Consider the following 12,865-nt stretch of genomic DNA (forward strand, 5'->3'; position numbering starts at 1 on the left):
AGGTTATACGTCGGAACACTTGTAAGCGTCAAGGATGGTCGATGATCCTTTTCGGACTGGCCGTTATCCATGTCCAGATGCCGGACAATCTGGCTGGATCGATTTCCAGACTTCTCATAATCGCTGGTAGGCGCTCTGTCGCTGCCTTGACGGAAGGTGGGTGACCCGATGCGTGAGGTGAGTATGCAGATGCAAATACCTCGCATGACTAGGAGGTATCGCGCGGTCAACCGCCGAAGTTTGGAGGTCGGATGACCGGAAAGACCGACGTTGACCCGTTATCCAGCGTCACGTAGGAAAGTCCTCGGTAGGTGATGCTGATGCTGATCTCCGATGGATCGGCAATAACGAATGAACGGGTGGCGAGCATCGCAGCCGCCGTCTCGCAGGGGCTCGCACGGGACGGCATAGCACCGGGGGATCGCATTCTCCTGGTCGCGCGGAACTCGCCGGACTTTGTCGTAGGATTCCTCGCTCTCGTCAACCTAAACATTTCCATCGTGATTGTGGACGCGCATCAAACGCGCGGTGAACTCGAGCGGATGGCCGCCGCCTCCGGAACGAACATCGCACTGACGGATGACGCCACACTGCCACCGGCCGGTATGCGAACCATCGAGCTCGGCCGGCTGGTCTCAACGGTGCAGGACCCGCCCGTGCGGTCCCTCGACCTCAACCCCTGGACCGGCCGTCGTGACGCGCTGATCGCGTGGTCCTCCGGTTCGACCGGGCACCCCAAGGGCATCGTGCGCTCCGGCCGCTCGATCATCGCGAACACCGAGCGGACCGCTGCCCGCATGGCGTACAAGCCCGAGGACGTGCTCCTGCCGCTCCTCCCCTTCTCCCACCAATACGGGATCTCGCTGGTCCTGATCTGGTTGATGAGCGACTGCTCGCTGCTCATCACCCCGTACAGCCGGCTCGACCGGGCCCTGCGGGCGGGCGCCGACGCGGGCGCCACGTCCGTGGACGCGACGCCCTCGACGTACCACACGATCCTGAATCTCGCGGAGCGCCGGCCGGAACTGCTGGCCGATCTGTCCCGTGTCCGCATGTGGTGTGTGGGCGGCGCGCCCCTGGATCCGACGCTCTCCGACCGGTTCCTCACCGAGGCCGGCCAGCCGCTGCTGGACGGCTACGGCAGTACGGAGGCGGGCAACATCGCGCTGGCCACGCCGGACAACCCGAACGGCTGCGGCCGCCCGCTGGCCGGAGTCGACGTGACGATCGTCGACGACGACGGCAAGGAACTGAGCGCCGGCCAGATGGGCGAGGTCGTCGTACGCTCCGCCGACCTGATGGAGGGCTACCTGCCTCTGGAGGAGGAGGCGGCGCCCCTGACCGAGCTGCGCACCAACGACCTCGGCCACAAGGACGCCGAGGGCAACCTCTACGTGGTCGGCCGCAAGTTCGCCGTCCACCGCCTCGGGCACACCATCTATCCGGAGGCCGTGGAGCGCCGGGCGGCGGCCGTACTGGGACGTCCGGTCGCGGTCGTCCCGGTGGAGGACGAGCGGCTCGGGTGCCGGCTCGTCTTCTTCGTCGCCGACGCCGGTGAACCGCAGCCCGCCGACTGGCGGGCCCGGCTCACCGCACAGCTCCCCGCCCACGAAGGCCCCAACCAGGTCATCGTGCTCGACCGGATCCCGGTCACCGCCCGCGGCAAACCCGACATGGCGGCGTTGCGGCGGCTGACCGCCACCGGCGGCGTCCGGGCGCCGGCGGGGACGCCGGCCATGATGCCGCCCGAGGAACGGGTGCGGGGCCTGCGGGCCGTGGAGGAGATGCTGCGGGACGATCCGCAGCCGATCATCGACATCCTGACCGAGATCTCGCTGCACCGGTCGGTCATGGACGAGATCGAAGCCTCCCGCGCCACCCTGGCCGGAGCGGTCGAGGAGGTCCTCACCCACGGGCCGTCCAGAGTCCGCCGCCTGGCCGCGTTCATGCCGTCGAACGTCCTGCTCTACAGCTACGTCCTCTATCTCCTGGTGCCCGCACTGTTCACCGAGCGGCTGACCGCCAGGCCGGCGAGCGTGATCGCCGGCCAGCTCCACCGGCTGCACGCCCTCCTGGCACCCGTGCACAACCTGCCGATCGAGGTGGTCGAGGCCAGCCAGCGGGAGTTCGTCACCGGCCAGGTGGCCTCCGCCGACGTCGTCATCTTCACCGGCACCTACAAGAACGCCGAACAGGTCCGTGCCACCCTGCGCGACGAACAGCTCTTCGTCTTCTTCGGGCAGGGGGTCAACCCGTTCATCGTGGGGCCGGACGCCCAGGTCGGCCGGGCCGTACGCGATGCCATGCGGGTGCGTCTGCTCAACTCGGGCCAGGACTGCTACGGACCCGACGTCCTCTACGTCCACGACTCCGTCAAGGACAGCTTCATCGACGGCCTCACCCAGGCGGTGACGGCGGCCAAGTACGGCAGCAACCGCGACCCCGAAGCCGACTACGGAAGCCTCTGGTACGACACCGCGGTGGAGGCCTCCGCCGACTACCTGCGCCGCAACCACGAGAACATCGTCGCCGGAGGCGCCATCGACTTCCGCACCAAACGCGTCGAACCCACCGTCCTGGTACGGGACTGGGCCCCGCGCGTACCCATCGTGGAGTTCTTCGCCCCGATCTTCAACGTCGTCGGCTACTCCACGGCGCAGCAGGTGAACCAGCACATCGACTCGCCCTTCTTCGCCGAACGGGCGATGGGCGCCATGGTGTACGACGGCGAGCCAGACCTCGTCGACACCCTGCGCAAAAGACACACCGTGGCCGTGAACAGCACGCTGATCGACGTCGACAACGGCAACCAGCCGTTCGGCGGGCACGGTGTCATGGCGGGCTACGTCATGCGGTACGGCAAACGCTGGACCGGGCCCGCGCTCCTCTCCCAGGTGGTCGCCGAGCACCTGACCACGCCACGACTCGACTGAACGCGAAAGGCAGCCTGCCCATGCCGATCCGCCATCCCCGACGCGTGGTCATCACCGGCGCGGGCGTCATCTCACCCGTCGGCCGGGACGTGGACACGTTCTGGACCAGCCTGCTCCAGGGCCGCAGTGGCATAGCGACGATCGACGCGTTCGACCCGGCCGGACTCAGCACCACGATCGCCGCGCAGGTCCGCGACTTCGACCCTCTGGAGTACATGCCGCACAAGGTGAGCCGCAGGCTCGACCACTTCGCGCGGTACGGCCTGGCGGCGGCGGTCCAGGCGGCCGACGAGGCCAAGCTGGCGCAGGGCGGGGACCTCAACCCCCGGCTGGGCGTCCTGGTCAGCTCCGGGTACGGAAGCAGCTGGCTGCAGCAGTCGCTCTACAGCCGCTTCGCCGAGCGAGGTCCCCGTGGCGTGCCGCCTTACGCGGCGGCGGCGCTGTCCGCCGACAGCCCGTCGGCGGAGATCGCTCTGCGCTTCGGCGCCGCGGGACCTTCGGGCTCCATGAGTACGGCCTGCGCCACCGGCACCATGAGCGTCGGCGAGGCGGCCATGTGGATCAGGACCGGCCGGGCGGACCTGGCGATCGCCGGCGGCTGCGACGACTCGATCACCGCGTTCGACATGGCGACCACCGGCATCACCGGAGCGCTGTCGCGGCGCAACGACGAGCCGGAACGCGCCTGCCGCCCCTTCGACCGGGACCGCGACGGCTTCGTCGTGGGTGCGGGCGCGGCGGTGGTCGTCCTGGAGGAGGCCGAGCACGCCCTGCGCAGGGGCGCGGCGATCCAGGCGGAGGTCGCCGGCTACGCGGCCACCACCGACGCCTTCCATCCCACCGCGCCGCATCCCGACGGGCTGGGTGCGGCGACGGTGATGCGGCTCGCGCTGCGGGACGCGGGCCTCGAACCGGACGCCATCGACTACATCAACGCGCACGGCACCGGGACGGTGCTCAACGACAGGATCGAGAGCCTGGCGATCCGCAACGTCTTCGGCGCGCGGGTGCCGCCGATCAGCTCCATCAAGGCGCTGACCGGTCACATGATCGGCGCCGCCGGCACCGCCGAGCTCATCGCGACCGTCAAGGCGATCGCGACCGGCCTCGTGCCGCCCACGTTCAACTGCGACGCGCCCGAGGTCGAGGACCTCGACTACGTCCCGAACCAGGTGCGCCGCATGGACGTGGGCGCCGCGCTGAGCAACTCCTTCGGATTCGGCGGTCACAACGCGGCCCTGGTGGTCCGCGCGTGGACGCCGTGAAATCGCTATCGGAAAGGGCAACGATGTCTGGACCCGTCAGTTCGCACAACGAGTGGGACCCTCTGGAAGAGGTCGTCGTCGGCGTGGTGGACGGCGCGATGCTGCCCGACTGGAACGTGATCAACAAGGTCACCGTGCCGCCGGGGTCGTGGGAGACGATCGAGGAGGTCAGCGGGGCGGACGGCACCCCCTACCCGCCCGAGATGATCGAGCCGGCCAAAGAGGACCTGGAGCAGTTCATCGACATCCTCCAGACGGCCGGGGTACGGGTGCGCCGGCCCGACCCCATCGACTTCGCCGCCGGATTCTCCACCCCGTCCTGGCAGGTCGGGACCGGGTTCTGCGCGGCCAACCCCCGTGACGTCTTCCTGGTCATCGGCGACGAGATCATCGAGGCGCCGATGGCCGACCGCGGGCGGCAGTACGAGACCTGGCCCTACCGGCGGCTTCTGAAGGAATACTCCGCGGCCGGCGCCCGGTGGACGGCCGCACCCCGCCCGCAGTTGCTCGACGACCTGTATGACGACGGCTACCGCGTGCCCGAGCCCGGCGAGCCCATCGGGTTCGTCACCACGGAGTTCGAGCCGACCTTCGACGCCGCCGACTTCGTCCGGGCCGGGCGCGACATCTTCTGCCAGCGCAGCCACGTCACCAACCAGGCCGGCATCGACTGGCTGCGCCGCCACCTCGGCGACGACTACCGCATCCACGTGCTGGAGTCCCGCTGCCCGCAGGCCATGCACATCGACACCACGTTCATGCCGCTGGCCCCCGGCAAGGTGCTGGTCAACCCCGAGTTCCTCGACCTGGCCGGCCTCCCGCCGGTCCTGCGGGACTGGGACGTGCTCGTGGCGCCCGATCCCGTCCACACCGACTCCAACCCGATCGGCGTGGTCAGCGGCTGGGTCAACATGAACGTCCTCATGCTCGACGAGCGCCGCGTGGTCGTCGAACGCAACCAGGAGCCCATGATCCAGGCGTTCAAGGAGTGGGGTTTCACGCCGCTGCCCTGCTCGTTCGAGTCCTACTACGCCTTCGCCGGGTCCTTCCACTGCGCGACGCTCGACGTCCGGCGTGACGGCCCGCTCCGGTCGTACTTCCCCGCATGACCGACGGCCGTACCGTATTGATCACCGGCGCGGCCGGCGGGATCGGCTCGGTCACCGCGCGGGCGCTGGCGGCCAAGGGCTTTCACGTCTTCGCCGGGGTACGCGACCCCGAGCGGGCCGTCACCGAGACCTTCGCCGACAGCCCGGAGGGGATCGAGGTGATCCACCTCGACGTCACCTCGCCCGATTCCGTCGAGGAGGCGGTGGCCAAGGTGCCGGGGCCGGGGCGGCGCCTGGTCGGCGTGGTCAACGCGGCGACCGCCGAGTACCACGGCCCGCTGGAGATCCTGCCCATGGAGTTCGTCCGGCACGAACTGGAGGTCAACTATCTGGGCCCGCTCGCCGTGACCAGGGCGTTCACGCCCCACCTGCGCACGAACGGCGGCCGCGTGGTCAACATCAGCAGCATCAACGGGCTGTGCGTCTTCCCCAGCATCGGCGCGAGCTGCGCGGCCAAGTACGCCCTGGAGGCGTCGTCGAACGCGCTGCGCATGGAGCTGCGCCGGTGGGGCATCCACGTGGTGCTCGTCAATCCGGGCGCGGTACGCACGGCCCTGTGGCCACGCTCGCTGCGCGCGTTCGAGTCTCTGCCGGACAAGGTGCACGCCGACCAGCTGCGCCTGTACTACCCGGCCTGGGCCCGCTCGGTCGAGCGGGCGCGGGTCGACCAGGACCGCATGCTGAAGCTGGCCGCCCATCCCACGCGGGTGAGCGAGGCCATCGTCCACGCCCTGACCTCGGCGCGGCCGCGCAGCCGCTACCTGGTCGGCTGGGACGCGCGAGTGCTCGCCATGGCCCGATGGATCCTGCCCACGCGGGCCTTCGACACTCTCGCCTCGTACACCTTCCGGGAATAGGACGACATGAAAGGTTCGCAAAACCCGTGGGTCGTGCTGACGATTCTGTGCGCCAGCCTGTTCATCGTCGTCATCGACATCACGGTGCTCTACACGGCCCTGCCGATGCTCTCGGCCGAGCTCGGCCCGAGCGCGTCGCAGGTGCTGTGGATCGCCGACGTCTACTCGCTCGTCTGCGCGCCCCTGCTGCTCCCGTTCGCCGCCCTCGGCGACCGGTACGGCCGGCGGGCGATGCTGCTGTGGGGATACGCGGTGTTCGGACTCGCCTCGCTCGCGGCGGCGTTCGCCCCGAACGTCGCGATCCTCATCGCGGCCCGCGCGATCCTCGGACTGGGCGGCGCGATGATCATGCCGTCCACGCTCTCGATGATCAGGCAGGTGTTCACCGATCCGAAGCCGCGCGCGACGGCCCTCGGCGTGTGGAGCGCCGTCGCCGCGGGAGGCGCCATCATCGGCCCGCTCGTCGGCGGCGCGCTTGTCGAATGGACCTGGTGGGGCGCGGTGTTCCTGATCAACGTCCCGGTGATGATCGCCGCGATCCCGCTCACCCTGCTCCTGGTGCCGGAGTCGCCGCGCGCCGACTCCGGACGCTGGGACGCGCTGGGCGCGCTCCTGGCCACGGGCGGGGTGCTCAGCTTCGCCTTCGGCATCAAGACGGCGGGGCACGAGTCGTTGTTCGCGCCGACGGCACTGGCGAGCTGGGCCGGCGCCGCCGTACTGCTGATGTGGTTCGTGCGCAGGCAGCTGCGCGCCGACTCGCCGTTGCTCGAAGTACGGCTGTTCGCCAACCCCGCCTTCTCCACGGCGGCCGTGTCCATCCTGGTCACGTTCCTCGTGCTGGTCGGGCTGGAGCTGTTCTTCACCCAGTACCTGCAACTGGTCGTGGGGCTCGGGCCGCTGTCGGCCGCCCTGCGCATCCTGCCGATGAGCGTGACCAGCGTGCTCGGCAGCCTCGTCGGCGGCCCTCTCGTCGCCCGGTTCGGCGCGCCGCCGCTGGTCGCGGCCGGGCTGGTGGGCACCTCGGTGGCGCTGGCCCCCTTGGTGACGCTGTCCACCACCGACCAGCCGTGGCTGATCGGATGCTGCTTCGCCGCGATGGGGTTCTCGCTGTCGGTGGCACTGACGGCGGCGTCCAACGCGATGATGAACGCCGTCGCCACCGAACACGCCGGGCAGGCGGCGGCCGTCGAGGAGACCTCCTACGAGCTCGGCGGCGGGCTCGGGATCGCCGTCCTGGGCAGTGTCATGTCCGCCGCCTTCGCCGCCTGGTTTCCCCACGCGGGCGTGGTCAGGGACTCGGCCCTCGCCCTGCGCAGCGCGTACCCCCAGATAGCCGAGTCCGCCCGGGAGACGTTCGTCGCCAGTCTGCACCTGACCGTCATCGTGTCCGCGGCACTCCTGATGATCACCGGGCTGGTCATCGTGATCGTGCTCCGCAGACATCCCCGAATCGCCCCGAACCTAGGAGAAAAGGCATGACCAGCTCCGGCGCCGTGGACAAGTGGGGCTTCGAGACCTTCACCCAGGTACTCGAAGAGGGATCGGGCCTGATCGGTGAGCCCGCGATCGTGGACGGCATCACCGGCCCCAGCATCACGCAGAACGGCCGCACGCTGACCAACCTCGCCAGCATCAACCTCCTGAACATGCACCAGCGCACCGACCTGCGGCAGTGCTTCGCCGAAGGCGCCCACCGGTACGGCCTCACCACCGGCGGCTCCCGGATGACGCAGGGCGTCTGCCGCGCCCACCTGGAACTGGAACAGGACGTCAGCCAGGCGACCGGCAAGGAACGCGCCCTCACCTTCGCCACCGGACTGCTGGCCAACGTGGGTTTCGTCCACGCCATGAGCCAGGACATCGACCTCGGCGCCGGCGTCCGCATGAACAACTCCGACTCGGTGTTCGTCCTGGACCGGGACTCCCACTGGAGCCTGTGGAAGGCGGTGGAGGGCCTGGGATACGGCAAACGCGTCTTCTTCTTCCGCCACAACGACCCGGAGCACCTCGACCGCGTCCTCACCAAGGTCGGCGGCGGCAAGGTGGTCGTCGTCATGGAGAGCGTCTACTCGGCGGACGGCACCATGGGCCCCATCCCCGCGCTCCTGGACCTGTGCGAAAAGCACAACGCCATCAGCTTCGTCGACGACGCCAACGGCTTCATGATCTACGGCCCCGCCCACCGCCCCTTCGCCACCGAGTACCAGCACATGCGCGACCGGGCGGACTTCGTGATGATGTCCTTCTCCAAGGCGGTGGGCCTGGAGGGCGGGGCGATAGCCGGCCCGTCGGCGGCGGTGCAGTCCTTCGAGCTCCTGTCGGGAACCTCGATGTTCACCGCCGCCATGCAACCGCCCACCGCCGTCACCGCCAGGGAGATCATCCGCCGGCTGAGCCACGATCCCGAGATCGTCGACTCCTACCTGGCGAAGGTGACCGCGTTCCGCCGGCGGCTGGCCGACATCGGCTGCGAGACCAGCGAGACGAGCACCTACATCGTCTCGGTCCCGGTCAACGACGACGACGTCGCCGTGGAACTGCGGCAGGCGTTCCTGGACCACGGCTACCTCGTGCCCGTCTTCGTCTATCCGGCCGTCAAGCGCAACAAGGCCCTGCTCCGCCTGATCATCAGCGACGGCCACACCGAGGAGCAGCTGGACGGCTTCCTCTCCACCCTGGCGATGCTCAAGGAGCAGTTCAGGTTCTGACCTGCTTCACGCCATGATGTAACGCGTGTTACTTTCCTCTGGTGAACGAATGGGTGGTGCTGATCGTGCGGCTGCCCGCGCAGCCGTCCCGGCACCGGGTCGCGGTCTGGCGGGAGCTGCGCAAGGTGGGCGGGCTGTCGCTCGGGCAGGGCGTGTGGGCGGTGCCGCGGGTGCCGGTGTTCGCCGACGGCATCGAGCGGGCCGTCCACCTGACCGAGCGCGCGGACGGCGAGGTCGTGGTGCTGCGTGCCAGCGGACGCGAGCCCGCCGACGCGGCCCGGTTCCAGGCGATGTTCACCGCCGCCCGCGAGGAGGACTGGGCGGAGTTCACCGCCGACTGCGGCAAGTACGAGGCGGAACTGGACAAGGAGATCCGCACCGCCAAGTTCACCCTGGCCGAGCTCGAAGAAGAGGAGCAGAGCCTGGAACGGCTGCGCCGCTGGCACCGCGACCTGAAGGCCAGGGACGTGTTCGGCGCTCCGGGAGCCGGTCCCGCCGAGCGACGGCTGGCCGATTGCGCGCGCCGCTTCGAGGACTACAGCGAGCGGGTGTTCGCCCACCTGCACGCCTTCGACCAGGGCGAAGAGCCATGACCGTCTCCGTCCGGCGGACCTGGCCCCTGTACGCGGCCGGGTTCACCACCGCCTTCGGCGCGCACGGCATCGCCGCCAACCTCGGCCAGGGCGAGGCCGGCCTGGTCAGGTCGGTGCTCTACCTGGGGCTGCTACTCGCCCTGTACGACGGCGCCGAGGTGGTGCTCAAGCCGGTGTTCGGCGCGCTGGCCGACCGGATCGGCGCCCGGCCGGTCCTGCTCGGCGGGCTGATCGGCTTCGCCGCGGCCTCCGCCCTCTTCGTCCTGGTCCGCGACCCCGGCTGGTTGTGGGCGGCCCGGCTGGGCCAGGGCGCGGCCGCCTCGGCGTTCTCCCCGGCCGCCTCCGCGCTGGTGGCCCGGCTCAACCCCCAGGCGAGGCACGGCCGCGCGTTCGGCTCCTACGGCTTCTTCAAGAGCATCGGCTACACCGCCGGACCCCTGCTCGGCGGCGCGCTGGTGTGGGCCGGCGGGCTGACGCTGCTGTTCGTGGTGCTCGCCGCGCTGGCCGCCGCGGTGGCGGTGTGGGCCTGGCTCGCGGTTCCGGTGGTGCCGCCCCTGCCCAGGGCCCGGCAGAGCGTCGTGGACCTGGTCCGGCGCCTGACCGACGGCGCGTTCCTCCGCCCGGTGGCCGCGCTGGCCGCCGCCACCGCCGCCCTTTCCGTGGGGGTCGGGTTCCTGCCGCTGTCCGGAGCCACGGCCGGGCTGTCGCCGCCGGCCACCGGGGCGGCCGTCTCGGTCCTGGCCCTGTGCGCCGCGCTCGTGCAGCCGTGGGCGGGGCGCGCACTCGACTCCGGCCGCCTGCGCACCGGCACCGGGGTGGCGGCCGGTCTGCTGCTGACCGCGAGCGGCCTGGCCGCCGCCCTGCTGCCCGGCCTGCCCGGGTTGCTGCCGGCCGCCGCGCTGATCGGGGCCGGAACCGGGCTGATCACCCCGCTCGCCTTCGCCGCCCTCGCCGCCGCGACCCCGCCGGAGCGGCTCGGCCAGACCATGGGCACCGCCGAACTCGGCCGCGAACTGGGCGACGCGGGCGGGCCGTTGCTGGTCGCCGCCGTCGCCAGTGCGGCCACGCTGCCCTGGGGCTTCGCCGTCCTGGCCGCGGCCACCGCGGTCCTGCCGCTCTTCCTCCGGAGATCCGGCCCGCTCTCGCTAGTTAGATGAGGCTTACCTTATTCTCGGGAGATGAGTTCCTCTGAGATGCGTGTGGTGACGACCGATGCCGAGCTCCGGGAGATCGTCAAGGAACCGCATCAGGTCATCTGGGACAAGGACATCGCCCGCATCGACGAGCACGCGCGCACGATCATCGCGCACTCGCCGTTCGTGCTGCTGGCCACCTCGAACACCGACGGCACCTGTGACGTCTCGCCCCGCGGCGACCCCGCCGGATCGGTGCTGGTACTCGACGACCACCGGCTCGTCCTCGCCGACCGGCCCGGCAACCACCGGCTCGACAGCTTCCGCAACATGTTGCGCAACCCCCATGCCGGACTGCTGTTCATCGTGCCGGGGATGAACGAGACGCTCCGGGTCAACGGGCGCGCCTCGCTGGTGGCCGACGCGCCGTTCTTCGACGACCTGGTCGTACAGGGGAAGCGGCCGCGGCTGGCCGTACTGATCGAGGTCGAAGAGCTGTACATGCACTGCGCCAAGGCGTTCCTGCGCTCCTCGCTCTGGAAGCCGGAGACCTGGCCGGACCGCAAGAGCCTGCCCACGCTCGGGCGGATCGCCAAGGACCAGATGAACATCAAGGACGTCCCCGTGGCGGCGATCGACGAAGGGCTCGCCCTGGACGCCCGGACGAACCAGTACTGAAGCCCGTCACACCACCTTGTACGTCAGGTGGGTGACGAGGCCGGTGCCCCAGGGCTCGCCGACGGGTTCGAGCGCGTGCTCCCCGACGCCGTGCAGCAGCCGCTCGCCCCGGCCGAGGGTCAGGGGCGCGACGTGCAGGCGCAGCTCGTCGATGAGCCCCGCCGCCAGGTACCGGTTCACCGTCTCGGCGCCGCCGGCGATCGCGACGTCCCGGTCTCCGGCGGCCGCGCGCGCCCGGGCCAGGGCCGATTCGATCCCGTCGGTGACGAAGGTGTAGCTCGTGCCGCCCTTCATCGTCAGCGGCTCGCGCGGGTGGTGGGTCAGGACGAAGACCGGCGCGTGGTACGGCGGCTCGTCGCCCCACCAGCCCTTCCAGTCCAGGTCCCAGGCGCCGCGGCCGGGGCCGAACATGTTGCGGCCCATGATGAACGCCCCGGCGGCGGTGACGCCCTCGATCACCTTGGCGTGCCGTTCGGCCTCGTCGAACATCCACTGGTGCAGGCGGTCGCCCACGCCCTCGCCGAACGGGTTGTCCATGCTCTGGTGCGGTCCGGCCACGTAGCCGTCGAGGGACATCGACATGTCTGAGATGACCTTGCTCATCGTGCTTACCTCCTGCGATTCCGTGTGCTTTCACAGGAGGGTCGGAGCCGCCCGCGCGTCCTCTACACGTCCTTGGGAAAATTCCTGATGCTCTCGATGATCCGGGCGAAGCCCTCCTGGCCGTGGCCCGCGTCGATCTGGCGGCGGACGAGCGTCTGGACCATGCCGATCACCTCGGTGCTGACGCCCTGCTCGGCACTGGCCGCCACGAGGTCGTTGAGGTTGGAGAACTCCAGGCTCTGCTGCCCGGCGACGGTGTAGTCGCCGCCGTCGACGACCGCGGCGAACCCCTGGAAGGAGCCGGTCATGGCCGACAGCCAGGGCGCGGCCATGGAGGCGAACTCGCCCGCCGTCACCCCGGCCGGCGCGACCATGGCGGCGCCGTGCAGGAATCCGGCGAACATCACGTACATGCCCGCGAGCAGGGCGAGGTCGTACAGAGACGCGAGACCGGCGTCCTGCCCGAAGTAGGTGCTCGTTCCCCACAGATCCAGCAGCGGCTTGTACTGCCCGAAGACCTCGGCGGAGCCGCTGTAGAGGATCGACGACCCGGGCCCGCCGATCATGGCGGGCACGGCCATGATCCCGCCGTCCAGGTACGCGATCCCGGCACGGGCCGCCCACTCGGCCAGCTCCCGCGACTGGGCCGGTGACGTCGTGGTCACATTGACCAAGGTACGGCCGGCCAGCTCACCGGCGATCGGATCGAGCACCTCATGGACCGACGCGTGGTCCAGCAGGCACGCGATCACCAGCGGGCCGGCGAGGACCGCCGCACCGGCGCTGCCGGCGTTCCGCGCGCCGAGGGCCACGAGGTCGTCCGCCCTGCCGGGGGAGCGGTTCCAGACGGTGGTCGGGTGCCCGGCCTTCACCAGGGCGCCCGCGAGTGCGCCGCCCATCGCCCCCAGCCCGAGAACGCTCACCTGGACGTGGTCCGTCATCCTGGGTCCCCCTTCGAGTTCGTCTTTCCGGTCATCCTTCCCACC

At 70.2% G+C, this 12,865-nt stretch carries 11 protein-coding genes; 9 read left to right on the plus strand and 2 right to left on the minus strand.

All coding sequences use genetic code 11. The annotated features are described in order from the left end of the window. Nucleotides 1-320 precede the first annotated feature (320 nt). Genes ACFWYW_RS16895 through ACFWYW_RS16935 form a run of 9 tightly spaced genes read left to right on the plus strand, consistent with a single transcriptional unit; the run spans nucleotide 321 to nucleotide 11,276 of the window. Nucleotides 321-2,933, plus strand: coding sequence for an aldehyde dehydrogenase family protein (locus ACFWYW_RS16895; protein ID WP_379641005.1), 2,613 nt, complete (start codon nucleotides 321-323; stop codon nucleotides 2,931-2,933). 20 nt (nucleotides 2,934-2,953) lie between these two features. Continuing rightward, nucleotides 2,954-4,198: a beta-ketoacyl-[acyl-carrier-protein] synthase family protein gene (locus ACFWYW_RS16900; RefSeq protein WP_379610276.1), complete on the plus strand. Its 1,245-nt coding sequence runs from the start codon at nucleotides 2,954-2,956 to the stop codon at nucleotides 4,196-4,198. Between the two features lie 23 nt (nucleotides 4,199-4,221). After that, nucleotides 4,222-5,307, plus strand: a complete 1,086-nt coding sequence (locus tag ACFWYW_RS16905) for a hypothetical protein (RefSeq protein WP_379610275.1) — start codon at nucleotides 4,222-4,224, stop codon at nucleotides 5,305-5,307. Then, nucleotides 5,304-6,164 (plus strand): SDR family NAD(P)-dependent oxidoreductase, encoded by an 861-nt coding sequence (locus ACFWYW_RS16910; protein WP_379610274.1) that lies wholly within the window; start codon nucleotides 5,304-5,306, stop codon nucleotides 6,162-6,164. The genes ACFWYW_RS16905 and ACFWYW_RS16910 overlap by 4 nt, the downstream gene beginning before the upstream one ends. Nucleotides 6,165-6,170: 6 nt before the next feature. Beyond that, a complete protein-coding gene (locus ACFWYW_RS16915; protein ID WP_379610273.1) occupies nucleotides 6,171-7,643 on the plus strand; it encodes an MFS transporter in 1,473 nt (490 codons plus the stop codon). After that, nucleotides 7,640-8,872 carry an aminotransferase class I/II-fold pyridoxal phosphate-dependent enzyme gene (locus tag ACFWYW_RS16920; RefSeq protein ID WP_379610272.1) on the plus strand — a complete coding sequence of 411 codons (1,233 nt, stop codon included), beginning with the start codon at nucleotides 7,640-7,642 and terminating at the stop codon, nucleotides 8,870-8,872. The genes ACFWYW_RS16915 and ACFWYW_RS16920 overlap by 4 nt, the downstream gene beginning before the upstream one ends. Before the next feature lie 41 nt (nucleotides 8,873-8,913). After that, a complete protein-coding gene (locus ACFWYW_RS16925; RefSeq protein WP_379610271.1) occupies nucleotides 8,914-9,465 on the plus strand; it encodes a Chromate resistance protein ChrB in 552 nt (183 codons plus the stop codon). Next, nucleotides 9,462-10,622, plus strand: a complete 1,161-nt coding sequence (locus ACFWYW_RS16930; protein ID WP_379610269.1) for an MFS transporter — start codon at nucleotides 9,462-9,464, stop codon at nucleotides 10,620-10,622. The genes ACFWYW_RS16925 and ACFWYW_RS16930 overlap by 4 nt, the downstream gene beginning before the upstream one ends. 21 nt (nucleotides 10,623-10,643) lie before the next feature. Then, nucleotides 10,644-11,276 carry a pyridoxamine 5'-phosphate oxidase family protein gene (locus ACFWYW_RS16935; RefSeq protein WP_379610267.1) on the plus strand — a complete coding sequence of 211 codons (633 nt, stop codon included), beginning with the start codon at nucleotides 10,644-10,646 and terminating at the stop codon, nucleotides 11,274-11,276. A 6-nt stretch (nucleotides 11,277-11,282) separates the two neighbouring features. On the opposite strand, the gene ACFWYW_RS16940 is transcribed toward ACFWYW_RS16935, so the two are convergent. Continuing rightward, a complete protein-coding gene (locus ACFWYW_RS16940) occupies nucleotides 11,283-11,879 on the minus strand; it encodes a dihydrofolate reductase family protein (RefSeq protein WP_379610266.1) in 597 nt (198 codons plus the stop codon). A 62-nt stretch (nucleotides 11,880-11,941) separates the two neighbouring features. After that, nucleotides 11,942-12,820: an NAD(P)-dependent oxidoreductase gene (locus tag ACFWYW_RS16945; protein ID WP_379610265.1), complete on the minus strand. Its 879-nt coding sequence runs from the start codon at nucleotides 12,818-12,820 to the stop codon at nucleotides 11,942-11,944. Nucleotides 12,821-12,865: the final 45 nt, after the last annotated feature.

The sequence above is a fragment of the Nonomuraea sp. NPDC059023 genome (genome assembly GCF_042740095.1).
In the GTDB taxonomy this organism is placed as follows: domain Bacteria; phylum Actinomycetota; class Actinomycetes; order Streptosporangiales; family Streptosporangiaceae; genus Nonomuraea.